This window comes from Pseudomonas sp. EA_65y_Pfl1_P113 (assembly GCF_963970525.1).
Lineage (GTDB): Bacteria > Pseudomonadota > Gammaproteobacteria > Pseudomonadales > Pseudomonadaceae > Aquipseudomonas > Aquipseudomonas tritici.
In genome coordinates this window covers 14,642-41,314 of record NZ_CAXAQM010000017.1, presented here as the reverse complement: position 1 = coordinate 41,314, position 26,673 = coordinate 14,642, and the positions used below count along the sequence as shown (strand labels likewise).

Below are 26,673 nucleotides of genomic sequence, written 5' to 3'. Positions count from 1 at the left end.
TTAAACACCACAACGTGAAAAAAAGGTCGAAGCCGCCACCGCCCTTTCACCGGCTCACGCCTGATGCAAATACCAGCGCCAATCCTGCTCCCCTACCTCGCCCATGAACTGGCGATACTCAGCGCGTTTTACCGCCAGGTACACGCCGAGGAATTCACTGCCAAATGCCTCCCGCGCCCAGCTTGAACCTTCCAGCGCGCGCAGAGTGGTAAGCCAGTCGGTCGGCAGCAGCTCCTTGGCCTGGGCGTAACCGTTGCCCTCCACCGGAGGGCCGGGGTCGCGCTGTTCACGGATGCCACGGTGAATGCCGGCCAGGATTGCGGCAGCCGCCAGGTAAGGGTTGGCGTCGGCGCCGCAGATGCGGTGTTCGATATGCCGGGAGTTGGCCGGCCCACCAGGCACGCGCAGGCTGACGGTGCGGTTGTCCACGCCCCAAGTGGCGGCCAGCGGCGCGTAGCTGTTGGTTTGGAAGCGACGGTAAGAGTTGGCATTGGGGCAGAACAGCAACAGCGAATCGATCAAGGTGCTGAGCATGCCACCCACCGCCTGGCGCAGCAGCGGCGTGCCGTCAGTGGCTTCGCTGGCGAACAGGTTATTGCCCGCGGCGTCCGCCAGGCTCACGTGCATGTGCATGCCAGTGCCAGCCAAGTCATCGAACGGCTTGGCCATGAAGCAGGCGGTCATCCCGTGTTTGTGCGCCACGCCCTTGACCAAGCGTTTATAGCGCACCGCTTCATCCATGGCTTGCAGGGCGTCGGTACGGTGTTCCAGGGTGATTTCCACTTGACCGGGGGCGTATTCGGAAATCGCCGTGCGCGCCGGGATGCCTTGCAGTTTACAGGCGCTGTAGAGGTCGGCGAGGAACGGCTCGATCTGTTCCAGCTCGCGCAGGCCGTAGACCTGGGTCGAACGCGGGCGCCCGCCATCCACATCCCGCGCCGGTTGTGGCCGGCCATTGCTGTCGGGTTTTTGGTCAAGCAGGTAAAACTCCAACTCCGCCGCCATCACGGGGTAATAACCATCGGCCTTGAGCCCGTCGATCACTTTGGCCAGCAAATGCCGGGGATCAGCCACGGTGGCGGGCAGACCTTCGGTGGGGTGCATGCTGACCTGCACCGCCGCCGTCGGGATCAGACGCCACGGCATGCGATGCAAACTGCCGCTGATCGGGTAGGCGCGGCAGTCGATATCGCCCACCTCCCACACCAGCCCGGAGTTTTCCACGTCGTCGCCATTGATGGTCAGGCCCAGGATAGTGCTGGGCAAGGGCCGGCCGCTCTCGTACACCGCCAGCAGTTCATCGCGGTGCAGCAATTTGCCGCGTGGCACACCATTGTTGTCGAGGATAAACAGCTCGAACATTTCGATGTCCGGGTTGTGTTCGAGGTAAGACTGGGCTTCGTTCAGGCAGGCAAACACACTCATGGGCATTCTCATACGTTTGTGTAAAGCAGACGCGCAGGTGCACGCCATCCAAGGGATGGATCAACGTAGGAATGAGGTATCTGGTGGGCGTGCGTGACGGCAGTGGAACAAGGCCCAGAACGCGAGATCGGACGGCAGTGTCGCGGGGTGGGTGTCGAGAGAGCCGTCCATGCAGGGATCACAGTGCTGAAGATAGCGGCCAGCCTCACACGCCTGCACAGGTGGGTAAATTCAGGGTTGATGGAGTTTGGTTGCGACTTGGCTAAACATTCGCAGCGCCTTGCCACACTGCCCAACGCTGGAAATAATGACCGCCCAAGACCATGCCCCAAGGACTCGACCGCATGAAAGCTCTTTTTGCCCTGTGTGTATTAGGTATGGCCACCAGCGCCCTGGCCGACGTCGCCCCTTCGCGTCTAGACCAGGTGCTCCAACGCGGCACGCTCAGCGTCTGCACCACCGGCGACTACAAGCCCTACACCTCCCTGCGCGCCGATGGCAGCTACGAAGGCATCGACATCGCCATGGCCGAGTCCCTGGCCAAGAGCCTCAACGCCAACATCCAGTGGGTGCCCACCACCTGGAAAACCCTGATGCCGGACTTCCTCGCCCAACGCTGCGATATTGCCGTGGGCGGCATTTCGGTGTCGCTGGAGCGCCAGAAAAAAGCTTTCTTCAGCCAGGCCCTCGGCGTCGACGGCAAGATCCCGCTGGTGCGCTGCGCCGATGTGCAGCGTTATCAGACCGTCGAGCAGATCAACCAACCGCAGGTCCGCGTGATCGAGCCCGCCGGCGGCACCAACGAAATATTCGCGCGCGCCCACTTGGGCCAGGCGCAAATCCGCTTGCATGACAACGTGACCATCTTCGACGAACTGCTGGCGGGCAAGGCCGACGTGATGATCACCGACGCCAGCGAAGCGCGTTACCAGCAAAAGCTCAAGCCAGGGCTGTGCGCGGTCAACCCTGAGCGGCAGATGCAGTACAGCGAAAAAGCCTTCATGCTGCCCCGCGACGATGTGGCATGGAAAAGCTATGTCGACCAATGGTTGCACCTGAGCGTGGCCACCGGGGTGTATGACGGCATCGTCAGTCAATGGCTGGCGGCGCCCTGAGCTACGCTCTTGTCACATCAATAAAAACGAGGGATAGGTTATGACGCGATTGCTTCGAATCACCTGGCTGCTGTTGTTGTGTTTCAGCCAGGCGCATGCCGCGACGGCTCAGGATGAGGATGCGCAGGCGGCCAAGGCGCTGCTGGAGAAAGCCTTGGCCTACTACCAGAGCAACGGCGACAAGGCCTTTGCTGCGTTCAGTCGCCAGGGGGAGTTTATTGATCAGGATCGCTATGTGTTCGTGGTCGATACCCAGGGCGTGCTGCTGGCCAGTGGCGGGCCCTCCTCCGCCTTGATCGGACGCGATGTGTCCGACGTACTGGGACCGGATCTGCGCCAGTCATTTAAAGACGCGCTGAAGGTGCCGGAAGGCCAGGGCATCCAGCAGGCCGATTACCGCTGGCAGAACTGGAACGATGGCAAGGTCGAGCACAAGCACGTGTTCTACCAGCGCGTGGGCGAACGCATCCTGGCCGTGGGTTATTACTTGCCGCGGGCCACACCGGAACAGGCACGCGCCCTGCGCAACAAGGCGGTGAACGCATTGCTCAAGGATGAGTCGGGCACGCTCAAGGCGATCAACTCCTTGCAAGGCGGCTTCTTGCAGGATGACCTCTACGTGTTTGTCGTCGACCTCAATACCCGACGCTACGTGGCCCACGGCACCACCCTGCGGCTGATCAACACCGACTTCAGCAAGATCAAGGACCCCGACGGCAAGCCGGTGGGCGAGCCGATCCTCAAGCTGATGGCCGAGCAGGACCAGGGTGAATACACATACCGCTGGAAAAACCCGGTGACCGGCAAGGTCGAGAACAAGCATGCGTATGTGCGCAAGGCCGGACATTTCATGGTGGCGGTGGGTTACTACAGCCCCTGATTGGACTTGAAATGCAATCTCCTGTGGGAGCTGGCTTGCCTGCGATAGCGGTGTATCAGTAACAGCTGTGCAAGCTGAACCACCGCTATCGCAGGCAAGCCAGCTCCCACATTTTGAACTGCATCATGCCGGTTATTTTGCCTTGTCTTCGCGACCGCGCAGCACGCGGTTGGGCATCGCAATCGCCGCCGCCAAGCCCAACAACGACACCGCCGCACTCACCATCAGCAAATGCCGGAACGTCACCGCCAATTCCCCGCGCAAGGCGTCCTGCGCCGGGCCGGGAGCCGCGTTGAGGCCATCAAGCAACACATTACCGGAGCTACCTTCAACGGCCAGCGCGCCGCTGGCCAGGTGGGCGAAGCTGGAATCCTGCAACAGCGCCAGCAACAGCGCCGACATGCACGCCACCCCCACTGCCCCACCGAGGGAACGGAACAGGTTGGTGGTGCTGGTAGCGACGCCGATATCGCGTTGTTCCACCGAGTTTTGCGTGCCCACCAGCGAGGTGGGAAATTGCATGCCGGCCGCGATCCCGCACAGCAGCATAAACACGGCTGTCAGCCCCACCGCCTGAGGCGCGCTCAAGGCCATGCCGAGAATCGCAAAGGGGCTCAACAGCGCGCCGCTGAGGATCATCGGTTTATAACGCCCGGTCACCGAGGTCATGCGCCCGGCAAAATAGGCGCCCATCGGCAAGCCCATTGCCAGCGGCAGCAGGTGCAGGGCGGCGCTGTCGGCACCTGAGCCGGTCACCGTCTGATAACGCAGCGGCATCAGCACCGTCAGGGAAATCGCCTGGAAGCTGGTGAAGAAAATCGTGCACCAGCACAACACCGCGCTGCGGTTGGCGAACAAATGCATCGGCAACAACGGCTCACGCGCGCGGCGTTCGTGCCAGACAAACAGGCTCAACGCCAGCAGCGAACACGCCAGCAGGCCCAGTACTTCATTGTCACGCCAATGATGGCCCTGGCCGATTTCGGTGATGCCCAGCAGCAACGCGGTCAGGCCGACGATCATCAGCACAGTGCCGAGGTAATCGATGATCGGCTTGCGCTGCGGCACCGGCAGCCCCACCAGGGTGCGATGGGCCACGTACCAGGCGCCGGCGCCCAATGGCAGGTTGATCAAAAATACCCAGCGCCACGACAAGTACTCGGTCATGTAGCCGCCGAGGACCGGCCCGGCCACGCTGGCCACCGCGTACATACTGCTGAAATAGCCTTGGTAGCGTCCGCGTTCACGGGGCGGGATGATGTCGCCAATGATCGCCTGGCTCACCGAAATCATGCCGCCGGCGCCGATGCCCTGGAGGATCCGCGCCAGCACCAGTTGCTCCATGCTTTGCGCCATGCCGCAGAACAGCGAGGCCAGGGTGAACAGGCCCATGCCGATCAGCATCATCGGCCGGCGCCCATACAGGTCGCCGAGCTTGCCGTAGATCGGCACGGCCACGGTCATCGCCACCATGTAGCCGGAAATCACCCAGGCCAGCAGGTTGACGTCGTGGAACTGCGCCGAAATGGCCGGCATGGACACTGCGACAATGGTCTGGTCCAGGGCACCCAGGAAGATCGCCATCATCAATGAGGCGAGGATACTGCGCACAGCGGGAAGCGGCGGAGCGGGCTGATTGAGGTGCGTCACGGCAAGACCTTCGAGCAGGGCCCGCGGGAAAGTCGGCCCGCGGGAATGCTCGATACGATAGCAGGCTACTCGATAGCTTCGTAAGGAAGTCCGACGTAATTTTCTGCGATGGTTTTGCGCCCCGCCTCGGAGTGGATGAAGTACTCAAGCTCACTCTCAGCAATGCGCTGGCTGAAACCGTCCGCCTCGGGAAATTGATGCAACATCGAGGTCATCCACCAGGAAAACCGCTCGGCCTTCCACACCCGCCGCAGGCAGATGGCGGAATAGCGTTCCAGCAAGTCCACGCGCCCCTCGCCGTAGACCTTGAGCAGAATCCGATACAGTGTGCTCACGTCACTCGCCGCCAGGTTCAAGCCCTTGGCGCCGGTGGGCGGCACGATATGCGCCGCGTCACCCAGCAGGAACAGGCGGCCGTACTGCATCGGTTCCACCACGAAACTGCGCAGCGGCGCGATGCTTTTTTCGATCGACGGACCGGTCACCAGGTTCTCGGCGAGGTGGCTGGGCAGGCGGGTTTTCAGCTCGTCCCAGAAGCGTGCGTCAGGCCATTCATCAATAGGTTCTTCCAGCGGCACTTGCAGGTAATAGCGGCTGCGGGTCGACGAGCGCATGCTGCACAAGGCAAAGCCGCGCGCGTGCTTGGCGTACACCAGCTCAGCGTGCACGGGCGGCGTGTCGGCCAGGATACCCAGCCAGCCGAAGGGGTAGACCCGCTCGAAGACCTTGAGCGATTCGGCCGGGATCGATTGGCGCGCAACGCCGTGGTAACCGTCGCAACCGGCAATGTAGTCGCACTCCAGGCGAAACGCCTCACCCTGGTGCTCAAACGTCAGCCAGGGTCGATCACTTTTAAGGCCGTGGGGCTGCACGTTATGGGCTTCATAAAAAGTGGTGGCGCCAGCGGCGGCACGCGCGGCCATCAGGTCGCGGGTGACTTCGGTCTGGCCGTAGATCATCACCGACTGGCCGCCGGTCAAGCCCTTGAGGTCGATATGGGTGAGCTGGCCGTTCAGCGCCAGCTCGAATCCGTTATGCACCTGGCCTTCGCTGTCCATTCGCTGGCTGACGCCGGCCTGCCTCAACAGGTCGACCATGCCTTGCTCCAGCACCCCGGCACGAATGCGCCCTTGCACGTAATCGGCGCTCTGGCGCTCTAGGATAAGGGTCTCGATACCCGCATTGTGCAGCAGTTGACCGAGCAGCAGTCCAGAGGGACCGGCGCCGATGATGGCGACTTGGGTTTTCAGCGTTTTCATTATTTTTATGGCCCGCAAGTTCCACCCGAACGGACAGGGTGAAAGAGTTGTCATTGGTCTTGTGGCTGACATTTTTCACTTGAGCGAGCAGCATAAGAAGGTGAAAACTGAGCCAAAGCCTGCGCTTTTTGCCAATTGGGGCGATTACCGCACCACTGTCCTGCGTATCGGATTGAAACCATGACCAAAACCGCGATTCCGGTCTTCAAGCTTTACGGGGAAGACCAGCAATGGCCGACCCCCGATTTGTTGCACTGTGAAACCATTTCCCGGCGCAGTCGGGAATACCAGTGGGAAATCCAACCCCACCGGCACGCGGATCTGTGCCAACTGCTCTACGTGCACAAAGGCCAGGCACAGCTGGAAATCGAAGGCCAGCGCACCACCTTGAATGAAGCGACCCTGCAGGTATTGCCGCCGTTGTGCGTGCACGGGTTTCGCTTTCCCGAGGATGTTGAAGGCTATGTCGTGACGCTCGCAGCGCCGCTGGTCAGCCATCTGCAAGCACAGCTGGGCGCAACGGTAGACGGCTTGCAGGCATTGGGCAGTTACCCGGCAGGCAAAGACAGTGATTACCTGAACAGTCAGTTTGCCCGTCTGCAGGATGAATACGCCGACGACCAGCCAGCGCGAGACATGATGATGCATGCGCTGGTCAGCGTGCTGCTGGTGTGGATCAGCCGCCAGGCCATCCAGCATCGCCACCCTCGGGCGCCCAGGGGGCGTGAATACTTCCGGCGCTTTACCCAACTGGTCGAGCAGCATTACCGCGAACACCCGAAGATCGAGGACCTGGCCCACAAGCTGGGGATCTCGGTCTCACACCTGAACGGAACATGTCGGGAGTTGGGTGGGCAGCCTGCGCTGCAGATCATGCATGACCGCCAGTTGCTGGAAGCCAAGCGTCTGCTGACTTACACCAGCATGACCATTAATGAAATGTCGGAGGTGTTGGGCTTTTCCGACCCGACCAACTTCTCACGGCTGTTTCGCCGACGGGTCGGGTTTTCGCCCAAGGCGTTTCGCGAACAGCTGAAGGCCGAGGCGCCGCAAAGCTGAATGTAAGCGCGGGCTTTTGTGGGAGCGGGCGGTTTTAGCGCAAGGCACTGAAACTGCCGGTACGCGGAACACATTGGTCCTGATGGCAACTGATCGCAAAGGTCGGCTGCAGACGCGTTTGCTCCACACGGTAGGCGGCAGCCCCGTACAGCGCGCTGGCGAGTGCGCACAGGCTGAAAATCATCAGGTATTTTCTGGTTTTAATACTCATGGCACAGACCTCTGAGCGGATCTACAGGGTGCTATCCAAAGCATAGGTCAACGCGCGCGAGTTGCCATTATCAGGCGACATTCAACACGCTTATGTCGACCTAGAGACCCGCATCCCATGCGGGCTCTTCCGGGAACCGCACCACCAGGAAATCCAACAGGCTGCGCAGCGCCGATGGCATGTGCTTGCGCGAGGCGTATACCGCGTAAATGTTCATCCGGCGAGGCTCTGCATCGGGCAGCAGGCGTACCAGTTCACCGCGGCGGATGTAGTCGCCGGCCTGGTAACTGGGCAGCATCGACACCCCTGCCCCGGCCAGCGTCACGCGCAACAAGGTGCTGGCCTCGTTGGACGTGATATTGCCGTTGATGGGCACCGAAACGTGCTCGCCACGCTCTTCGAAATGCCACAGGCTTTTACCGAAATAAGAGTGGGTGAGGCAGTTGTGCCCGGCCAGGTCTTCGACTTTCTGCGGGGCCGGATGCTCCAGCAGATAAGCCGGCGTGGCGCAGACCACTGAGCGACACACCGTCAGCCGCCGGGCGATAAGGTTGGGGTCCAGGTCATTGCTGGTGCGGATGGCCAGGTCGATACGCTCATCCACCAGGTTCACCGTGCGGTCGAGCATCTGCAGGTCAACCGTCACCAGCGGGTAGCGCTTGACGTACTCGGCGATGGCCTGCGCCAATTGCGCCTGGCCGAAAGACGTACTCACACTCAGGCGCAGCAGGCCGCGGGGCGCGTCGTCGGGCTCGCTGACAGCGGCCTGCATATCGCCGCTCAGTTCCAGCATTTGCCGACAGCGCGGCAGGGTTTCACTGCCGGCCGCCGTGAGGCTGAGCTTGCGCGTGGTGCGGTGCAGCAAACGTGCGCCGACCCAGTCTTCCAGCTCGGCCAGGTAGCGCGACACCACCGGCCGCGACAGGTCCAAATGGTCGGCGGCGGCGGACTGGCTACCCAGGTCCACCACCGTGACAAACACGCGCATTGCTTGAAGACGATCCATGATCTGCCCGATTTTAGAAACAAACTATGTCCCAGCATCGCATTTTTAGTCTGGTTTTGTGCAACTAAGCTCTGTGCATCCCTTACCCATGCTGGAGCTGTCCGATGTTCTCAACCTTCAAGCGCCTGACCCTGGCCACCGCTGCCTTGGCCTTCGCCGCCCATGCGGCTGCGGCCGACCTGACGCTGGACGTGTACAACCCAGGCGAAGCCGCGATCTTCCCGGTCAGCTCGGTGCTGGTCAGCGGTGCCAAGGACGCCATCCTGGTGGACGCGCAATTCGGCAAGGGCCAGGCCGAGCAGTTGGTGCAAAAGATCCGCGCCAGCGGCAAACACCTCACCACCATCTACATCAGCCATGGCGATCCGGACTACTACTTCGGCCTCGACACCCTCACCGCCGCGTTCCCCGACGCCAAGGTGCTTGCACCGCAACCGGTGGTCGACCACATCAAGGCGACCGTTGCCGGAAAGCTTGAGTTCTGGGGCCCGAAAATGGGCGCCGACAAGCCGGCCAAAACCATCGTCCCGCAGGTGCTTGAAGGCCACAGCTTGACCCTCGAAGGCCAACAACTGGATGTCATCGGTCTGGATGGCCCGCAGACGGATCGCAGCTTTGTGTGGATCCCGTCGATCAAAGCCGTGGTCGGTGGTGTGGTCGTCGCTGAAAACATCCACCTGTGGATGGCCGACACCCAGAGCGCGCAATCCCACAAAGATTGGCTCGCCACCCTGCAACGCATCGAACGGCTCAAACCTCGCACCGTGGTTCCAGGCCATTACCTGGGCACACCGTCGCTGAAATCGGTGGCCTTTACCGCCGACTACATCAAGGCCTTTGACGTCGAGACCGCCAAAGCCAAGGATTCCGCTGCCCTGATCGCGGCCATGAAAAAGCGTTTCCCGACCCTCGCCGACGAAAGCTCGCTGGCGCTGAGCGCCAAAGTCGCCAAGGGCGAAATGAAGTGGTGAAGCGTTTCAAACCTTAACCGTCCTGGAGAACGTCATGAGCAAGATTGCAATCATTGGGGCCACTGGCCGTGCCGGTAGCCAACTGCTGGAAGAAGCGCTGCGCCGTGGGCATAGCGTTGTAGCCATCGCACGTAATACCGACAAGCTGGCCATTCGCCCTGGCGTCACCGTCAAACAGGTTGACGCACTGGACGCAGATGCCCTGCCACACGCCGTCAGCGGCAGCGATGTGGTGATCAGCGCCGCACACTTCGCCACCCTGCCCGCCAGCGCCGTGATCGGGCCGGTGAAAAAAGCCGGGGTGAAACGCCTGCTGGTGGTGGGCGGTGCCGGTTCGCTGTTGCTGCCGGGTGGCGGTCGGGTGATCGACAGCGAAGGCTTCCCGGCAGAGTACAAAGCCGAGGCCAGCGCGGGGGCTGCGTTTCTCGATGCGCTGCGTCAGGAGAAGGAACTGGATTGGACCTTCCTGTCGCCCTCGGCGGAGTTTGTTGAGACCGAACGCACCGGTAAATTCCGTGTAGGCAAGGACGATTTGTTGGTGAGCCGTGAAGGGCGTAGTTGGATCAGTTTTGCTGATTACGCGATTGCCCTTATCGACGAAGTGGAATCACCAAAGCACTCCCGCCAGCGTTTCACCGTGGGCTACTGACCCAACGCGGTTAAAAACTGTGGGCGCTGGCTTGCCTGCTCCCACATGTTGATCAACGGAGAATCAGTCAGCTGCAATTTTTCAATAGGCACTGCGACTTTCTCATTTGCCCCACGCCTCCCCTCCATGGCCTGATTCGCCCTTGCTCACTCAAGGCCCGCCCATGGAAACCGTTCACACCAAACCCACCACCGCCCTCTGGCTGATGATCAGTGTCGTGCTGGTCGCCCTCAACCTGCGCCCATCAATGGCCGCCGTGGGCCCACTGTTGTCATCGATTCGCGGCGACGTGCCGTTGAGTTTCAGCAGCGCTGCGTTGCTGACCATGTTGCCGGTGATGGCCATGGGCTTGGCGATGTTCTTTGGCATGGGCCTGGCAAAGCGTTTTGGCGAACACCGCAGCATTGGGCTGTCGCTGCTGGTGATTGGCATCGCTACGCTGTCGCGGTTGTTCCTCGATTCGGCGCTGGAGCTGATCGTCAGCGCCATCGCGGCCGGGGTGGGCATTGCGATGATCCAGGCATTGATGCCGGCGCTGATCAAGTCGCGATTCAGCGATAACGTCTCGCTGTTCATGGGCCTGTACGTCACCGCGATCATGGGGGGCGCTGCGCTGGCGGCGTCGTTCGCGCCCTTCGTGCAAGTGCAGACCGGCAGTTGGCGCATTGGCCTGGCAATCTGGGCAGTGCTCGCGGTACTGGCGCTGGCGTTCTGGGTTGCGCAGCGCTCGGTGCTGCCGCCGTTGCCGCAAGCCAATGCCGGCCCACAGGCATCGTTTTTCGGTAACGGCCGGGCCTGGTTGCTGGCCGTCTTTTTCGGCCTTGGTACTGCGTCCTACACCTGCGTACTCGCCTGGCTGGCGCCGTACTACGTGGAGCAAGGCTGGAGCGAACAGAACGCCGGTTTGCTGCTGGGCTTTTTGACGGCAATGGAAGTGGTGTCCGGCTTGATCACCCCCGCCATCGCCAACCGTCGCCGGGATAAACGCGGTGTGGTTGCGGTGCTGCTGGTGCTGATCATCCTCGGTTTCTGCGGGTTGATTCTCAGCCCGCAATACCTGAGCCTGCTGTGGCCCTGCCTGCTCGGCCTGGGCATTGGCGGGCTGTTCCCGATGAGCTTGATCCTGTCCCTCGACCACTTGGACAACCCGCGCCGCGCCGGTGGCCTCACGGCGTTTGTTCAAGGTATCGGCTACTTGATAGCCGGGCTGTCGCCGCTGATCGCGGGGATGATCCGCGATCAACTGGGCAGCTTCGAATGGGCCTGGTGGTCGCTGACGGCGGTGATCGTAGTGATGCTGCTGATCGTCACGCGCTTTAACCCAAAACACTACGCACACCATATCCACTGAAGTCGTGTTGCAAACAGTATTTGTCTCACGCCAAACATAGAAACGCCCTACAGAGCTTTCTAATGGCACGCTCGTTCCGTTAAGCTTTTGCGTTGTCTTGTACTGAGTTCGGTACAACGGGTTTACGGACGAAACCGATGTTAAACAGTAACTTGCTCAGAAAGCTCGACATGCAGGACTTGATGGTATTTATCGCCGTCTATGATCAGAGCAGCGTTACCGAGGTGTCCGAAACGCTGTTTGTCAGCCAGTCCACCGTGAGCTACAGCCTGAAGAAGCTGCGCACCAGTTTCGAAGACGAGTTGTTTATCAACACACGAGCGGGCATGCGCCCGACGTACAAGGCCACCACCATGTACGGCCATGTGCAGAAAATTCTCGAGAGCATCAACCTGTGCCACGCCGGTGGCCAGGCTTTCGACCCGACGCAAAAGGCCGTGACGTTCAACGTGTGCGCGCCGGAATATTTCGAACAGTTGATCCTGCCGCGCCTGTTGAAGCACTTCGACCGCGCCGACCTGCCGGTGATCGTCAATGTACAGAAGCTGGAAACCGACATCCCCGCCGACGACCTGCGCGATGGCCGTCTCGATCTGGTGATCTGTTTCGGCCCCAACTTCCACCGCGCCCATAAAGACTTCCGCAAGCAGATGCTGCTCGAAGACGACCTGGTGTGCGTGTTCGATAAACGCTCAGCGCCGCGCGAACCGGCCTTCAGCCTACAAACCTTTGTCGAGCGACGGCATGTGTTCCCCACGCCGTGGACCTCCGACACCAACATGATCGACGGCTGGCTGGCGCGCCAGGCCCACAAGCGCCAAGTGATCGCCCGCGCCAACAGCTACAGTGCGGCGCTGAAGATGATCACCGGCACCGACTTTATCGTCACCCTGCCGCGCCGCGTGCAAAAGCTGTTGGCGCCTGCGGCGGTGTTCGGCCATTGCGAGGCGCCCAACGGTTTGCCGGGGTTCACGCTGGAGATGCAGTGGAATGAAACCAGTGAACAGGACAGTGCCAATACCTGGTTTCGTGAGCAGGTTGTAAAAGTCTGCGCGGACCAGGGCTTGCTGTGAAAGGACCCTACGCCGGTGGCATCGTTGCGGTGTCAGCCGATGACGGCTTTGCTGTAGGCATCGCGGTCCATGTCCACCAACAGGACACTCAGTTGAACCTGTATATCCGCCGGCCAGTCGCTCGCGTCCTGCAACGCCGCCAGCAAGCTTTCCGACAACTGCTTCTTGACCTGTGGTGACCGCCCGCTGAGCAGCGAAAGCTTCAATGCGACAAACCCACGCGGATCGAGGGAAGTGCCTACCTGGAAACTCTCGACCTTGACCGCACGGCTTTTGATATCGAACTCGGAACCGAACTGGCCGGAGACCATCAGCACGTTGTTGAGCCGCAACAGGACTTTCTCGACGGCAAGGCCTGTCAGGTTGGCGGTGTATTCCAGGTGCAGGTGTGGCATGAAGGGCTCCAAATTTATTGTAGGAAGTTTCGCAGGTATACCATGCGAGTCAGGCCTGGGTCGCCAACCCTCGATCACTCATGAAGGCCTCAAGCCGCGAACGCACCCAGCGTTCAGCCGGGTCAGTGTCCACATGACTGAGCCAGACCATCGACAAATCCAGGGTCGGCGTCTCGAACGGAAACGGCTCACAGAACAGGTGGCCCGACACCGCCATGGCTTCGGCGGTGTAGTCCGGCAGGCTGGCGATCAGGTCAGTGCCGGCGAGCAACGCCGGCAATGCGCTGTACTGCGGCACCGACAACACCACGTGGCGTTTGCGGCCGATTTCCGCCAGCCATTCATCGGCAAACCCCGACACGTTGGCGGTGTGGGACACCAGCACATGGGGCCGCGAGCAATATTCATCGAGGGTCAGCGGTGTGTCAGAGGCATCGGCGCGCAGCAAGCGCGGGCGGATATGGCGCAGCAGCTTGCGCTTGGCATTCGCCGGCAAGCCACGGGTCTGGGTGATGCCGACGGTGATATCACCAGAGGCCAGCAGGTCCGGAATGCGCCAGTAGTCCACATGCTGCACCACAAACACCACTTGCGGCGCTTCCTGGCGCAACGCGCGTAGCAACGGTGGCAGCAGGCCGAACTCGACATCGTCGGACAGGCCGATGCGAAAGGTCATGGTGCTGATGGACGGGTCGAAATCGTGGGTCAGGCTCAGGGCCGATGACAATGAATCCAGGGCCGGCGACAGGTGCTGGATGATTTCCTCGGCGCGCGCGGTGGGCTCCATGCGGTGGCCGACACGAATGAACAGTGGGTCGTTGAATAAGGTGCGCAAGCGGTTGAGGGCCGAGCTGATGGTCGGCTGGCCGAGAAACAGCTTCTCCGCCACCCGCGTCACGTTGCGCTCGAGCATCAGCGCTTCGAACACCACCATCAGGTTGATGTCGGCCTTGCGTAATTCATTGCGATTCATCGGCGCCTGCCCCTTTCCCCAAGACAAGCCGCAGTTTAGAAAGCGCGGGGGCCTGCGTCTATGTGCACACTGTTCATCCAGCCGCTTTGCGGCTATAAAACAGCTCTCCAAGGTCGCAGGAACACTACCGTGCTGGTCATTCTCGCCTCGGCCATTGTATTGGCCGGGTTTTGTATCTGGGTCATCCAGCTGATTGCCAACCCCACCGCCCGCACACTGCTGCGGGTGTTTGTCGGCCTGTGCCTGGCGGCGATGGTGGCGTATGGGGTGCTGGCGTCGGGCTTTCCTATTTCGTTGCTGGTTTCATGATTGCCTGTGGCGCAGGCGCCTGCTCCTGGCCCTGACGTAAACGCAAGGCTGCCAATGCCGCGATCACCAACACCACCGCAATCACTTTCAAGCCGTTCATCGCGTTGCCGGTGCTCATCTCGATCGCCCCCATCACCGACGGCCCGACAAACCCGCCCAACAGCCCACAGGCGTTGACGAAACCCAGCCCGCCCGCCAGCGCAACGCCTTTGAGGCGCGAGGCCGGGTACAAAAAGATGATCGACTGCACCACAAAGAACATCACCGCCGAGAGGCAAAAGCCCAGCAAACTGAACACCGGCCCCGACATCGAGGCAATGCCCAGGCCCAACGCCATGGTCAACAGCCCTGTGACTAACAAGCGACGGCAACGCCCGGGCGTGGTGGCAAAACGCGGAATCAATACCGCGCCGAGAGCCGCCGCGATCCAGGGCAATGAGGTCAGCAAGCCGACGCTCATGGTGCTCAGTTCGCCGTACTTGCTGATGATGCTCGGCAGGAAAAAAATCACCGTGTAGATGGTGATCTGATGGCAAAAGTACACAAAGATCGCCAGCAGAATTTGCGGGGTCAGCCAGTTTTTCAACGAGTGCCCGCCCTCGCCCGCGCCCTCTTCGGTTTCCAGGGCGATGCGCTGTTCGATCCCATGCGCTTCCTCGGCCGACAGCCACGGCGCCTTGCTCGGACGGTCCGGCAGTTTGCGCCAGACCACCCAGGCAAAAGCCACCGCCGGCAAACCTTCCAGCAGGAACATCCACTGCCAGCCGTGCCAGCCGAGCAGACCGTCCATGCGCATCAACGCCGCGCCTACCGGGCCGCCGATGATGTTGGCGAAGCACACGCCGAGCAGGAAGTAACCGGTGGCACGCGCCCGTTGTTCACGGTTGAACCAGTAGGTGAGGTAGAGCATGACACCGGGAAACAGACCGGCTTCGGCAATGCCCAGCAACAGGCGCAGCACGTAGAACGAGGTCTCGCCCTGCACAAAGGCCATCGCCGCCGAGATCAGGCCCCAGGTCACCATGATCCGGGCGATCCAAAACCGCGCGCCGACCTTGTGCATGATCAGGTTGCTGGGGATTTCCGACAGCGCATAGGTCAGGAAAAACAGCCCCGCGCCCAATCCGTATGCAGCGGCGCAAATGCCCAGGTCGACATCCAGGTGATGCTTGGCCAGGGCGATGTTGGTGCGGTCCAGAAAGCTCAAAATGTAGGCGATGATCAGCAAGGGCATCAGCTTGACGAACATCAGTTTGTTTAACGCCTGCGGCTCGCGGGCGGGGATGGCGATAGTCATCGGCAATTCCTCTTGGCGCCCCGCCAGCCGGGCTGGGGGGCGCATCAGTGTTGTTCTAGGAGTCGAGTTGCACAGCCAACGCCGGCGGGCGATGTGAAAACAGCTGCAGCAGCGCGCCGCCGAGGGCGCAGCCGGCCATCACGAAAAAGCACACGGTGTAGCCATGCAGCGTGGTCCAGCCGCCGCCCATGGCGATCAGGCTGCCCATCAGCACCGGCGCCAGGCCGCCACCGATAAACATTGCAGTGGTGATGATGCCATTGGCGGTGGAGGTCGCAGACGGCTCGGCAGAGTCGCAGGCCACGGCGTAGTAGATCGGCCACACCGCATTCGCCACCAGGCCGAACAACAGTTGCACCACGATGATCAAGGTCAGCGTATTGGCGAAGTAGAACGCACCGACACTCGCCGCCATCCACAGCCCGCAGATGATCAGGGTGGTGCGCCGGCCAATGATGTCCGACAGCGACGGCCACACCAACTGCCCGAGAATGCCGGTGAGGGTGAACACCACGCTCATCCCCGCCGACTCCGCCAGCGACAGCCCGGCGATGTTGTAAAGGTAGGCCGGCAGTACAATGTTCACGCCCATGTACACCACTTGCGTGAGCATCGTATTACCGGCGGTAAGGGCGATATTGCGGTTGCGCAAGGTGGCGATAAACGTACGCCAGGCCTCGCCTTTGACTTGGCTGGCCGGTGCGCTGTCGGGCGGGGTCATGCCTTTGGCGGCGATGTCGACGTACAGCGCCGTGATGCGCTCGGCCGTCGAATAACGCGCCCAGAAAATCATCAGCGGCAGCGCCACCACGAAGGCGAAGAAGAACACGTAACGCCAGTTGTCCTCACCAAACACGGTGATGACAAAACTCGCGACAATGCCACTGAGCATGGCGCCAATCGGGTAGCCCGTATGGTGCGCGCCCAGAGCAAACCCGCGACGCTCCACCGGCCACCATTCGGCGGTGTTGCTCACCCCGACCGGCTCGCCCCAACCGGCGCCGAGGTTGACGCCGACGCGCAGGGCAATAAAGGTCGCGAGGTTACCGCTCAAGGCTTTGAAGCCGGACAGAAACGAAATCGCGGTGTAACCCAGCACCAACGGCACTTGGAAGCGCGCACGTTTCCAGCCGCCGCCATAACGGTCGCTCCACATGGAGCCGGGGATATCCAACAGCGCCAGCGCGAGCATGACCACCGTGGCCACGGTGCCCCATTGGTCGGCGGACAAATCGAAATGCTTGGAGATGGTCGGCCCCAGGCGCAACACGATCTCACGGTCGTAGGCGTTGAGGATCCAGATCATCCAACAGACCAGCAGCGACACCCAGGAATGCCGGTGAATGCTGCGCAGCGACGCTTTTTTTATAGTTGCCATGGGCCTCTCCAGGCGCGCGAAGGCGCGCACTGACACAAGGTTGCGAAGGAATATGCCTTATTGAAAAAACGCGCTAGCTGGCGAACCTTCGCTCAGCTATTCCTTGCACGCCCAACCCGGTAATGGCGAACAGCGCACCGCGCTGCTGGCCGTCTGCCGGGAAACGCGGCAGCGGCGGCTTGGCCATGGAGGTCACAAACAGGGTGTCGAGATTCGGCCCGCCGAAGGTCAGGCTGGTGACCTTTTTCACTGGCATCGGGATGATGCGGTCGACCTGGCCATCGGGGGTGTAGCGCACCAGTTTTCCGGCGTAGACCAGCGCTTGCCACAGACAGCCTTCGGCATCCACGGTGCAGCCATCGGCGGCGCCACCCGTGCGGGTGTCGACGTTGGCAAAGGTGCGGCGGTTGCTCACGTTGCCGGTGGTGAGGTCGTAGTCGTAAGCCCAGATATCGCCGGACCAGGTGTCGCAGAAGTAGAAGGTTTCACCCGACGGGCTCCAGCACGGGCCGTTGGACACGATGATGCCTTCGTCCAGGGTGTGCAGGCTCAGGTCGGCATCGAGCCGGTAGAGCTTGGCACTGGCGCTGTCCTCCAGCGTGTCCATCGAACCGAAGATGAAGCGGCCCTGGCGGTCGACCTTACCGTCGTTGAGGCGGTTGTTTGGCAACTGCGGTTCCGGGTCGATGATCAGGTTGAGCTCGCCGCTGTTGAGGTCGAGGGTGTGCACGCCGTTTTGCAGGGCGACGATGGCACTCTCACCGTTGTGGCGCAGGGCCATGGAGCCGATTTTCTGGCCCACCTCCCAGGCACGCAATTCACGGCCGTCGTCGGTGCAGCGCAGGATGCGGCCGTCGGCGCTGTCGATCCAGTACAAACGTTGTTGCTCGACGTCCCACACCGGGCCTTCGCCCAGGGTGGTCTTGACGTCGACAAGCACTTCGATACGCATGGTGTGATCCCCTTATTGTTGTTGTGCGGGATACAGGCCGCGCTTTGCCGCGGCCCTGTGTGTGTGTGTTTAGAAGTTGACCTGGTCGCGCCCCTTGAGCCCAAGAATTTCCCGCGCTTCGTCCGGCGTGGCGACGCGATGCCCCAGGGCTTCGATCACCGTACGAATGCGCCGTACCTGGTCGGCATTCGACGCCGCCAGTTTTCCCGGACCGTCCCACAGTGAATCTTCCAGGCCAACCCGCGCATTGCTGCCCATGGACAAGCCCATGGTCGCCAACGGAATCTGCCCACGTCCGGCGCCGAGGATCGACCACACGTAGTCGTCGCCAAACAGGCGGTCGGCGGTACGTCGCATGTGCGCCAGATCTTCCGGGTGCCCGCCGATGCCACCGCGCAGGCCGAACACCGACTGGATAAACAAGGGTGGCTTGAGCAAGCCGCGCTCCAGGAAATGGGCAGCGGTGTAGAGGTGACCGATGTCGTAGCACTCGATCTCAAAACGGGTGCGGTTCTCGGCGCAGGCGTTGAGAATGTGAGTGATGTCGCGGAAGGTATTGCGGAAGATCCGGTCGTCACTTTCTTCCAGGTATGGCCTTTCCCAATCGTGCTTGAAGTCAGTAAAACGGTTGAGCATTTCGTACAGCCCGAAGTTCATCGAGCCCATGTTCAGCGAGGCCAATTCCGGCTTGAACTGCATCACCGGTTGCAGGCGTTCTTCCACGCCCATGGTCGGTGCGCCACCCGTGGTGATGTTGATCACTACTTCGCTGGCGGCTTTGATTTGCGGCAGGAATTCGGTGAACAGTGCGGGGTCCTGGCTCGGACGGCCGTCGTTCGGGTCACGGGCATGCAGGTGAACAATCGCAGCGCCGGCTTCAGCGGCACCGATGGCGGCATCGGCAATTTCCTGCGCAGTAATCGGCAAATGCGGTGACATCGACGGCGTATGAATCGCGCCGGTGACAGCGCAGGTAATGATGACAGGACGTTTTTTGGACATGACGATTCTCCGACTTTTATTCTTATGAAAAAAATCCTGGGTAAAGCGCGAGGTGTTCTTCCGTGACTTACAGGTACTCGACGTTTCCGTCGACGCTGATCGCCTGGCCGGTCACGTTGCGCGCGGCGGGTGAACAGAGAAACAACGCCATGGCGGCCACGTCTTCGGCGGTGACCATGCGCTTGAGGGAAATCTTGTTGAGGTATTCCTGACGCATCTCGGCTTCGGGCACACCGACCTGCTCGGCACGGGCGCGGATCACGCCGTCCATGCGCGGGCCTTCGACGATGCCAGGCAGCAAGGCGTTGACGCGGATGTCGCTCTCGCCCAACTCCGAGGCCAGGGATTTCATCAAACCGACAATCGCCCATTTGGTCGCCGCATACGGGGTACGCCACGCGTAGCCCAAACGCCCCGCCACCGAGGCGATATGCAGCAGATGGCCGTGGGGCGACGCCTTGAGCATCGGTACCGCGTGGTGGGCAAAGCGGTATTGCGCGGTGAGATTGATGTTGATAGTGGCTTGCCACTCGGCGTCGCTGATGGCATCGATCCCGCCAGTAGGCCCGGCGATTCCGGCGTTGTTGACCAGCACATCGAGGCCGCCGAAATGCTCGTGCTGCACCTTGAACACCGCCTCGATCTGCGCGGCATCGCTGACGTCGGCACGGGTGCCGACCGTGCCAGGGTATTTGTCGCGAAACGCTGCCAGGGCGGGCTCGCTCACATCACACACATGCACCTGGGCACCGGCTTCGAGATAGGCCGCCGCCAGCACTTCACCAATGCCGGCAGCCCCACCGGAAATCAACACACGTAACCCAGGATAGGGCTGCAGCCGTTGTAGGACACTCATGCACGTTTACCTCCTGAAACAGACGACCGCGAACGGTCGTTCTTGACGAGCAGGCGCGCCAGGGAATCGGCGGCCTGCATGATGTCATCGGTCACCGCCGCGCGCGCGCCAGCGCCATCACGGGCAGCCAGCGCTTCGACGATGCGCGTGTGCGCCTCCATCGAGCGTTGCAGGTGAGCTTTATCCGGGGCGACCAGCGCAAAGCACGGGCCCATGTGCAGCCAGAAGTTTTCCACGGCGGCCATGGTCAACTCGGCCTGGGCCACGGCATAGATACGCCGGTGAAACGCAAAGTTGGTCCACAGGTAGCGGGACACATCGACTTCGTCGGCGGCGTGCTGCATCTGTTGGCAGAGGTCGGTGATTTCGTCGAGGTCGGCTTTTTGCAGGAGCAGCACGGCCTTTTCGGCCAGTAAACCTTCAAGGGCGACCCGTGTATCACGAATTTCACGCAGACGTTCTACCGTCATCAGGCGTACGCGCAGACGGGAGGTTTCGGTGACTTCAAAGGCGTTTTCGGCGCTGAGGCGTTGCAGGGCTTCACGCACCGGCATCGGGCTGGAACCGAGGGCTTCGGCGAGGCCGCGGATGGTGAGTTTCTGGCCTGGCTGAAAACGGCCACTCATCAGTGCTTCGCGGATCTGGCGATAGACCTGGTCTTGCAAAGTATCGCGGGACACCTGGCGCAGGGTGGGCAGGAGGAGCGGACTGTCTGTCATGAGGCAAAACCTGTGTTGTCGTTCTTATGGCCCCAATATGTGATCACAAATCAAATATGTCAAATAGTTTCCCGGCTTCATAGGTGCGCTACGACATTTGGACTGCGCTGCGGATTGATAGCTAACAAACATCAATCCATCCAAATTTGTTACTTTTCATTTCTAAATGTGTCAGCCACTATCCTCGGTCATAGGCGAATCAAGCACTTTAAAAAGACCGCTGGAGACACAAAACCATGACTAGCCCTAACCGGCCCGAATCTGCCCATTCTAAAGTTGGCGCGGTTTTTCGCGTTACTTCGGGTAACTTCCTCGAACAGTTCGACTTCTTTCTGTTCGGTTTCTACGCCACTTACATTGCTGCCGCGTTCTTCCCTGCCGCTAATGAGTTTGCGTCATTAATGATGACCTTCGCCGTATTCGGCGCAGGCTTCCTGATGCGTCCGTTGGGCGCAATCATCCTGGGCGCCTACATCGATGACGTCGGGCGCCGCAAAGGGCTGATCGTGACCCTGTCGATCATGGCCAGCGGCACGCTGCTGATCGTGTTGGTGCCCGGTTATCACACCATTGGCCTGTGGGCACCTTTGTTGGTCTTGCTGGGCCGTTTGCTGCAAGGCTTCTCGGCCGGCGCGGAACTGGGCGGCGTGTCGGTGTACCTGTCCGAAATGGCAACGCCAGGACGCAAGGGCTTCTACACCAGCTGGCAGTCGGGCAGCCAACAGATCTCCATCGTGATCGCCGCCGCATTGGGTTATGGCCTGAACGTGTGGATGGAGCCCGCTGTGGTCGCCGATTGGGGCTGGCGCATTCCGTTCGCCATCGGCTGCGTGATCATCCCGTTCATCTTCATCCTGCGTCGCAACCTGCAGGAAACTGAAGAGTTCGCCAATCGCAAGCACCGTCCAACCCTGCGCGAAGTGCTGGCGACCCTGGTGAAGAACTGGACCGTGGTGATCGGTGGCATGCTGATGGTGGCCATGACCACGACGGCGTTCTACCTGATCACCGTGTACGCGCCGACGTTCGGCAAGACCGTGCTGCAACTGAGCACCTCCGACGCCCTGCTGGTGACCTTGTTGGTGGCGGTGTCGAACTTTATCTGGCTGCCGATCGGCGGCACCTTGAGCGACCGTTTCGGCCGCAAGCCGGTGCTGATCGCCATGACTGTACTGACCGTTCTGACGGCATATACAGCATTGTCCTACGTCGTGAACGCACCCAGCTTCGCGCACATGCTGGAAACCCTGCTGTGGTTCTCCTTCCTCTACGGCATGTACAACGGGGCCATGATCCCGGCCCTCACTGAAATCATGCCGGTGGAAGTGCGCGTGGCGGGTTTCTCCCTGGCCTATAGCCTGGCGACGGCGATTTTTGGTGGGTTCACCCCAGCGATCTCCACGTGGTTCATTCACATCACTGGCGATAAAGCGTCGCCCGCCTACTGGATGATGTTTGCTGCGGCGTGTGCGCTGTGCTCGACCCTGGCGCTGTATCGCCACGCCAACGCCCGAGGGCAGGTGATGCAAGAGGCTGCACAATGAAGCCACTGCTCAACACCCTGGCGGCGGTGGCTCTCAGCGCGATGGCGCTGACGGCCCAAGCCAAAGCGCTGCTTCAATATTTGTCATCGCCTCAGGCGCAACCCGTGGTGCAATCCACCGGGCTGGACCCGGTGTCACGCTGACCGAAACGGCATCTCCCGCACCCACCGCTCCAACTCCAGCGCCGCTGGCGGCAAGGTCCGCCCGCGGCGTTTTATCAAGCCCATATTACGCATCACCTGCGGCAATACCAGCCCGATCATCGTGGGCGCGTGGGCGCTACGTTGCAGGGGGACCGATGACTTTGCCGCTATCACCTTGCTACAAATATAAAGTCATACATATCAGTGGGTTATTGGGTTTCTGCGGCCACGCAATCGTTGAAATGGGTCAATACTTGCGACCTGACCTACACAACGGGAGACGTACACACTCATGGAAACCCATCACTTCTGGATAGACGACGAGTCGCCGGATATCGGCATCGATCAGTTGCTTCTTGCATCACGTCAATGGTCCAGTAGGATTGAATCCTACCCAACCTCGGCGGACTTCCAAATGCGCTCGACCCAGCGTCAGCGAAAAGACACGGGGAAAACGTGAGCTACACGGTCGTCTTTTCGCCTCAAGCCTTGGCGCAACTCGACGCCCTTGAAGACTGTGTCAGCGATGCCGCGCGCCCCTCTACTGCTGCGCGCTTTATCGACAATCTCATCGGCTACTGCGAAAGGCTTTCCCTGTTTCCCTTGCGTGGCACTTGCCGTGACGACCTGCTACCCGAGTTGCGCATCACTCACTGTCGACGCACCACCGTCATCGCGTTCATGGTAGGGCCCGATTCCGAAACGGTGTCGATACCGGGTGTGTTTTACGGTGGCAAAGACTACACGGCAATGTTGCAAAGCGATTGGGGTTAGCCCCGACAACAAGGGTGATCATTGTGCCGACCGGTCGAGGGAGTTATCTGCTGGCCGAAGGCGGGAGGAACCGGGTGTTGGAATGGGTGCCCGATGCTCACACGCCTTCACCGTAAATCGCGCTATAGCTGAAAACGCGCCACCGCCTCGCTCAACGAAACTGCCAACTGCGCCAGCTCGCGACTCGCCCCATTGATCTGCCCGGCGCCGGATGAGGACTGCGCCGACAAGTCGCGAATGTTGACGATGTTGCGGTCGACTTCCTTGGCAACCTGAGCCTGCTCTTCTGCGGCGCTGGCAATGACTAGGTTACGTTGGTGAATCTGGTCGATGGAGTCGGTGATCTGACTCAACGCGCCTCCCGCACCTTCAGCCATGGTCAAGGTAGCGGCAGCGCGCTGGGTACTGGACTGCATTGATGTCAACGCATGGTCAGACCCCGTGCGCATCGCGGTCACCATCTGATCGATCTCCAGCGTCGACTGCTGCGTACGGTGTGCCAGTGCACGCACTTCGTCAGCCACGACCGCAAAGCCACGTCCGGACTCACCGGCCCGGGCAGCCTCGATGGCGGCATTGAGGGCCAATAGGTTGGTCTGTTCGGCAATGGAGCGAATCACGTCGAGCACTTTGCCGATATCACGCGATTGTTCAGCGAGGGTCTGCACCAGCGTCGAGGTTTCACCAATATTTGTGCTCAGGGCCTGAATGGCGCTGACGGTTTCGCCGACACGGTGCTGGCCTTCGCGCGCCGTTTCATTAGAGAGGCGGGTGGACTCTGAGGTGGAAACCGCATTGCGCGCTTCTTCATCCGCCGCCGAGGTCATCTCGTTGACGGCGGTGGCGGCTTGCTCTATTTCAGCGGTCTGTTTTTGCAGGCTGCGGCTGCTTTGATCAGTGATGCCATTCAGGTCGGTGGCGGACGATGCCATATGCCCCGCCGACTGACGGATCAGTTGTAAGGTCCCGCGCAGGTTGGCTTGCATGGTCTTGAGTGCTACAAGCAGGCGGGTCACTTCGTCGTCACCGGTAACAGCCACCGTTTGGGTCAGGTCGCCATGGGCCACGTTTTCTGCAGCCCGCACCGCATGGCTCAGCGGGCCGACAATACTGCGCGTCAGCAACCACGCCAGCGCCACTGTGCTCAACGCCGCCAGGAGCACGAAGCCGAACACCATGGTGCGCGAACGACCGTACTGCGCCTCGGCCACCTGTCCCTGCTGGTTGATCTGCGCGTTGTAGCAGTCGGCCAGGGCATTGAGCTGCGCACCGGAGCCATCAATCACCGTTTTCATGTCCACCAGCAGCAGCTTGTTGAGTTCGGCGCCCTGCTGCTTGTCGGCAAGGACGAAAGATTGGGCCAGGCCCTGCTGGTAAAGGCGCAGCGAAACCTGGAACTGGTCATAGAGCGAGCGTACCTCAGGGGTGTCGATCACCGCCTCGAGGTCAGCCAGCCTTTTGACCAGGTCCTGGCTGCGGGTGTCCATCTGGCTGCGGTATTGTGGAAGGCTTGCGGGATTCGGATCCAACGCCATGCGCAAAGAGATTGTACGAATGCGCGGACGGATCGTGGCGCCCTCTTCAAGCCCGGAAGAAGTGCGTCGGTTGGTGATTGCCGGGTTTGGCTTGGGCTGTTTGCCGATTCATGTGGTGGCAGAGGATGTGAAGAACGGGCTGCTGTGGCGGCTGCCGCCAGATGAGGGGATCGCGGACGTGGATATTCATTTGCTGTGGAATCGGGAACAGAAGATGAGTCGGGCGCAAACGGTGTTTATCGAGAGCCTGTCAGAACGGCTTGGGCGATGACTGAGGCCCGGTAGCCGATTCGACTACCGGGCCTTTCCTATCTAGCGGGGTGACTTAGCTTCCGCGCTCCTTGTTCGCTTGAGACGGAACCGAGGCGGCAAGCGCTTTGGTATCTTCGCTGTATTTATCGCTGCCCAGCACCTTTCCAGCTTTCTGCTCCATCTCTGCACTCGTCTGCTTGTCGGTGCCTTTTTGGGCTAAAGCTGAAGCGGCGAGGCTTTTGGCAATGGTTGAGGCGCTTTGGCTGGTGAGCACTTCCGCCGCCAACGTCGCGATCTTGCCGGTGGTTTCTTTCGTATTTTTGTTCACGATGCAGTTCCTTTGCGGTTGGAGGCGCCCGATCTCGAGCGCTACCACAAAGTAATAAGTTGCCGGGAGTACCGCAATGCGCTGCTCGTAGGCAGCATTTTGAAAGCCTGTACGAAAGGTGCATTGAACGTGTAGTGCGTGCTAGAGCGTCGTATCGATTGCACTGATGATTACTATCGAAACGAGCGCCTGCCCGATGTTCAACACTGATTCCTATAATCGCGTCCAAATTACCTCCCCCTCGCCTGGCTTCAGGCGACGCTCATCCTGGAACCCAACCATGCCAAGTGCCAGCCAGGCCCCTCGCGGCCTTCCCGAACATAATCAACAAAGTGTCAAACAGCAGTGGTTGGCAATTCTCTCGGTTGCCGTGGGCGCGTTCGCCTTGGTCACCAGTGAGTTTCTGCCCGTGGGCGTGCTCAACGACGTCGCCAGCGACCTGGGCATCACTGCCGGCCACGCAGGCCTGATGGTCACCCTGCCTGGCATCATGGCCGCCCTCGCCGCCCCCCTGCTGTCGGTGATCATTGGCACCATGGACCGTCGCTATCTGCTGATCGGCCTGACGTTGGTCATGATTATCGCCAACTCAGTCGTGGCCTTCGCCAGTGACTTCAGCCTGCTGCTGTTCGGCCGCGTCTTGCTGGGTATCAGCATCGGCGGTTTCTGGGCGACGGCCATTGCCCTCAGCGGCCGCCTGGCCCCCAAGGGTGTGGGCGTAGCGAAAGCCACATCGATCATCATGATGGGGGTGACACTGGCCACCGTACTGGGCGTGCCCGTAGGGACCTGGCTCAGCGGCCTGATGGGCTGGCGCATGACCTTCCTGGTCACCGCGCTGTTGGGCATACCGGTGGTCCTGGCGCAGGTCTTCCTGCTACCCCGGCTCAACCCGGAAAAGGCCATTCACGTCAGTGACCTGCCGGCGTTGTTTATCAACCCACGGGCTCGGGTCGGACTGATCGCCGTATTGCTGATCGGCCTGGCGCACTTTGCCGCGTATACCTATGTCGCACCTTTCTTCAAAAACAGCGCCGGCTTCGATGGCCCGACAATTGGCTCGCTGCTGTTGATGTTTGGTGTGGCAGGGGTCGCGGGTAACATTTTCGCCGGCTTCGCCGCCAACCGCAGCGTGCGCTACACCCTGCTGCTGGTCGCGCTGATGATCGGCACCAGCACCGCGCTGTTCCCCCACTTCGCCACCGGTTTGACCGGCGCAGCGATACTCATTGCGCTCTGGGGTTTCGCCTTTGGCGCCTTCCCGGCCTGCGCCAGCATCTGGATGTTTGTGGTCGCGCCCAAGGATGTGGAACGCGGCATGCCGCTGTTCGTCGCCTTGTTCCAGGTGATCATTGCCTTGGGCTCGTTCTTTGGCGGGCGGATCGTCGATCAGATGGGCAGTTCAGTGTTGTTAAGCTTGGCTACGGCGTTGGTGGGATGTGGGTTTGCCACAGTGTTGGTGCTGGGGCGTAATGTGAGTAACAGCCTCGCGGCCCAACCTGCCTGACAGACCAGTCCCCATTAAAAAGCCTGCTGAGCATTGAGTTCAGCAGGCTTTTTAAATGGT

The 26,673-nt window shown here is 60.8% G+C and carries 26 protein-coding genes and 4 pseudogenes; 14 read left to right on the top strand and 16 right to left on the bottom strand.

Features of this window, described 5'->3' with window-relative positions; all coding sequences use genetic code 11:
* Positions 1-54: 54 nt before the first annotated feature.
* A complete protein-coding gene (locus AACY52_RS16775; protein ID WP_339414906.1) occupies positions 55-1,425 on the bottom strand; it encodes a glutamine synthetase family protein in 1,371 nt (456 codons plus the stop codon).
* 344 nt (positions 1,426-1,769) lie between these two features.
* Here AACY52_RS16775 and AACY52_RS16770 point away from each other — a divergent pair, with 344 nt between their 5' ends.
* Positions 1,770-2,540, top strand: coding sequence for a transporter substrate-binding domain-containing protein (locus tag AACY52_RS16770; protein ID WP_339414907.1), 771 nt, complete (start codon positions 1,770-1,772; stop codon positions 2,538-2,540).
* A gap of 40 nt (positions 2,541-2,580) precedes the next feature.
* On the top strand, positions 2,581-3,420 hold the full coding sequence (locus AACY52_RS16765; RefSeq protein ID WP_339414908.1) for a cache domain-containing protein: 840 nt from the start codon (positions 2,581-2,583) through the stop codon (positions 3,418-3,420).
* Between the two features lie 132 nt (positions 3,421-3,552).
* Here the strand turns inward: AACY52_RS16765 and AACY52_RS16760 are convergent, their stop codons facing one another.
* Positions 3,553-5,070: an MDR family MFS transporter gene (locus tag AACY52_RS16760; RefSeq protein ID WP_339414909.1), complete on the bottom strand. Its 1,518-nt coding sequence runs from the start codon at positions 5,068-5,070 to the stop codon at positions 3,553-3,555.
* Positions 5,071-5,135: 65 nt separating this feature from the next.
* Complete coding sequence (pobA, locus tag AACY52_RS16755; RefSeq protein WP_339438740.1) at positions 5,136-6,320, bottom strand: 4-hydroxybenzoate 3-monooxygenase; 1,185 nt, start codon at positions 6,318-6,320, stop codon at positions 5,136-5,138.
* On the opposite strand from pobA, the gene AACY52_RS16750 reads away from it, so the two are divergent.
* Together AACY52_RS16750 and AACY52_RS16745 are read left to right on the top strand one after the other, a co-directional pair.
* The gene (locus tag AACY52_RS16750) at positions 6,298-6,513 is read left to right on the top strand and encodes a hypothetical protein (RefSeq protein WP_339414910.1); all 216 of its coding nucleotides are present in this window, start codon (positions 6,298-6,300) and stop codon (positions 6,511-6,513) included. The genes pobA and AACY52_RS16750 overlap by 23 nt on opposite strands.
* A complete protein-coding gene (locus AACY52_RS16745; protein WP_339414911.1) occupies positions 6,510-7,388 on the top strand; it encodes a helix-turn-helix domain-containing protein in 879 nt (292 codons plus the stop codon). The genes AACY52_RS16750 and AACY52_RS16745 overlap by 4 nt, the downstream gene beginning before the upstream one ends.
* Before the next feature lie 34 nt (positions 7,389-7,422).
* Here the strand turns inward: AACY52_RS16745 and AACY52_RS16740 are convergent, their stop codons facing one another.
* Both AACY52_RS16740 and AACY52_RS16735 read right to left on the bottom strand, forming a co-directional pair.
* The gene (locus AACY52_RS16740) at positions 7,423-7,599 is read right to left on the bottom strand and encodes a hypothetical protein (protein ID WP_339414912.1); all 177 of its coding nucleotides are present in this window, start codon (positions 7,597-7,599) and stop codon (positions 7,423-7,425) included.
* A gap of 100 nt (positions 7,600-7,699) precedes the next feature.
* Positions 7,700-8,605: a LysR family transcriptional regulator gene (locus AACY52_RS16735; protein ID WP_339437272.1), complete on the bottom strand. Its 906-nt coding sequence runs from the start codon at positions 8,603-8,605 to the stop codon at positions 7,700-7,702.
* A 104-nt stretch (positions 8,606-8,709) separates the two neighbouring features.
* On the opposite strand from AACY52_RS16735, the gene AACY52_RS16730 reads away from it, so the two are divergent.
* The 4 genes from AACY52_RS16730 (at position 8,710) to AACY52_RS16715 (ending at position 12,649) form a co-directional block, all read left to right on the top strand.
* Positions 8,710-9,576, top strand: coding sequence for an MBL fold metallo-hydrolase (locus AACY52_RS16730; RefSeq protein ID WP_339560633.1), 867 nt, complete (start codon positions 8,710-8,712; stop codon positions 9,574-9,576).
* Between the two features lie 34 nt (positions 9,577-9,610).
* Positions 9,611-10,225: an NAD(P)-dependent oxidoreductase gene (locus AACY52_RS16725; protein ID WP_339414915.1), complete on the top strand. Its 615-nt coding sequence runs from the start codon at positions 9,611-9,613 to the stop codon at positions 10,223-10,225.
* Positions 10,226-10,388: 163 nt separating this feature from the next.
* Positions 10,389-11,576 (top strand): cyanate transporter, encoded by a 1,188-nt coding sequence (locus tag AACY52_RS16720; protein WP_339438727.1) that lies wholly within the window; start codon positions 10,389-10,391, stop codon positions 11,574-11,576.
* A gap of 137 nt (positions 11,577-11,713) precedes the next feature.
* Positions 11,714-12,649, top strand: a complete 936-nt coding sequence (locus AACY52_RS16715; RefSeq protein WP_339560632.1) for a LysR family transcriptional regulator — start codon at positions 11,714-11,716, stop codon at positions 12,647-12,649.
* A 32-nt stretch (positions 12,650-12,681) separates the two neighbouring features.
* Here AACY52_RS16715 and AACY52_RS16710 read toward each other — a convergent pair whose 3' ends face one another.
* Both AACY52_RS16710 and AACY52_RS16705 read right to left on the bottom strand, forming a co-directional pair.
* Complete coding sequence (locus AACY52_RS16710; protein WP_339414918.1) at positions 12,682-13,044, bottom strand: 5-carboxymethyl-2-hydroxymuconate Delta-isomerase; 363 nt, start codon at positions 13,042-13,044, stop codon at positions 12,682-12,684.
* A gap of 49 nt (positions 13,045-13,093) precedes the next feature.
* Positions 13,094-14,017, bottom strand: a complete 924-nt coding sequence (locus tag AACY52_RS16705; RefSeq protein WP_065874789.1) for a LysR substrate-binding domain-containing protein — start codon at positions 14,015-14,017, stop codon at positions 13,094-13,096.
* Positions 14,018-14,146: 129 nt separating this feature from the next.
* Between AACY52_RS16705 and AACY52_RS16700 the strand changes: the two genes are divergently transcribed.
* Entirely contained in the window at positions 14,147-14,326 is a 180-nt protein-coding gene (locus AACY52_RS16700; protein WP_339414919.1) for a hypothetical protein, read from the top strand.
* On the opposite strand, the gene AACY52_RS16695 is transcribed toward AACY52_RS16700, so the two are convergent.
* The 6 genes from AACY52_RS16695 to AACY52_RS16670 form a co-directional block, all read right to left on the bottom strand.
* Complete coding sequence (locus AACY52_RS16695) at positions 14,304-15,623, bottom strand: MFS transporter (RefSeq protein WP_339414920.1); 1,320 nt, start codon at positions 15,621-15,623, stop codon at positions 14,304-14,306. The genes AACY52_RS16700 and AACY52_RS16695 overlap by 23 nt on opposite strands.
* Before the next feature lie 55 nt (positions 15,624-15,678).
* Positions 15,679-17,001, bottom strand: coding sequence for an MFS transporter (locus AACY52_RS16690; RefSeq protein WP_339427833.1), 1,323 nt, complete (start codon positions 16,999-17,001; stop codon positions 15,679-15,681).
* A 73-nt stretch (positions 17,002-17,074) separates the two neighbouring features.
* Positions 17,075-17,953 (bottom strand): SMP-30/gluconolactonase/LRE family protein, encoded by an 879-nt coding sequence (locus AACY52_RS16685; protein ID WP_339414922.1) that lies wholly within the window; start codon positions 17,951-17,953, stop codon positions 17,075-17,077.
* Between the two features lie 69 nt (positions 17,954-18,022).
* The gene (locus tag AACY52_RS16680; RefSeq protein ID WP_339414923.1) at positions 18,023-18,955 is read right to left on the bottom strand and encodes a 3-keto-5-aminohexanoate cleavage protein; all 933 of its coding nucleotides are present in this window, start codon (positions 18,953-18,955) and stop codon (positions 18,023-18,025) included.
* A gap of 67 nt (positions 18,956-19,022) precedes the next feature.
* The gene (locus AACY52_RS16675) at positions 19,023-19,811 is read right to left on the bottom strand and encodes an SDR family oxidoreductase (RefSeq protein ID WP_339414924.1); all 789 of its coding nucleotides are present in this window, start codon (positions 19,809-19,811) and stop codon (positions 19,023-19,025) included.
* Positions 19,808-20,530, bottom strand: coding sequence for a GntR family transcriptional regulator (locus AACY52_RS16670; protein WP_339414925.1), 723 nt, complete (start codon positions 20,528-20,530; stop codon positions 19,808-19,810). The genes AACY52_RS16675 and AACY52_RS16670 overlap by 4 nt, the downstream gene beginning before the upstream one ends.
* A 236-nt stretch (positions 20,531-20,766) precedes the next feature.
* Between AACY52_RS16670 and AACY52_RS16665 the strand changes: the two genes are divergently transcribed.
* Entirely contained in the window at positions 20,767-22,074 is a 1,308-nt protein-coding gene (locus AACY52_RS16665) for an MFS transporter (RefSeq protein ID WP_339414926.1), read from the top strand.
* Between the two features lie 56 nt (positions 22,075-22,130).
* A pseudogene (locus tag AACY52_RS16660) lies at positions 22,131-22,217 on the top strand (ABC transporter substrate-binding protein); the annotation flags it as partial.
* Here AACY52_RS16660 and AACY52_RS16655 read toward each other — a convergent pair.
* Positions 22,209-22,328, bottom strand: a pseudogene (locus tag AACY52_RS16655) (LysR family transcriptional regulator); the annotation flags it as partial. The pseudogenes AACY52_RS16660 and AACY52_RS16655 overlap by 9 nt on opposite strands.
* Before the next feature lie 345 nt (positions 22,329-22,673).
* Here AACY52_RS16655 and AACY52_RS16650 point away from each other — a divergent pair.
* Complete coding sequence (locus tag AACY52_RS16650) at positions 22,674-22,991, top strand: type II toxin-antitoxin system RelE/ParE family toxin (protein ID WP_339560631.1); 318 nt, start codon at positions 22,674-22,676, stop codon at positions 22,989-22,991.
* A gap of 122 nt (positions 22,992-23,113) precedes the next feature.
* Here the strand turns inward: AACY52_RS16650 and AACY52_RS16645 are convergent.
* Positions 23,114-24,550, bottom strand: a pseudogene (locus tag AACY52_RS16645) (methyl-accepting chemotaxis protein); the annotation flags it as partial.
* A 1-nt stretch (position 24,551) separates the two neighbouring features.
* On the opposite strand from AACY52_RS16645, the pseudogene AACY52_RS16640 reads away from it, so the two are divergent.
* Positions 24,552-24,797: pseudogene (locus AACY52_RS16640) on the top strand (LysR substrate-binding domain-containing protein); the annotation flags it as partial.
* A gap of 54 nt (positions 24,798-24,851) precedes the next feature.
* On the opposite strand, the gene AACY52_RS16635 reads toward AACY52_RS16640, so the two are convergent.
* Positions 24,852-25,106, bottom strand: coding sequence for a hypothetical protein (locus AACY52_RS16635; RefSeq protein ID WP_339456429.1), 255 nt, complete (start codon positions 25,104-25,106; stop codon positions 24,852-24,854).
* 280 nt (positions 25,107-25,386) lie between these two features.
* On the opposite strand from AACY52_RS16635, the gene AACY52_RS16630 reads away from it, so the two are divergent.
* The gene (locus AACY52_RS16630; RefSeq protein ID WP_339414929.1) at positions 25,387-26,613 is read left to right on the top strand and encodes an MFS transporter; all 1,227 of its coding nucleotides are present in this window, start codon (positions 25,387-25,389) and stop codon (positions 26,611-26,613) included.
* Positions 26,614-26,673: the final 60 nt, after the last annotated feature.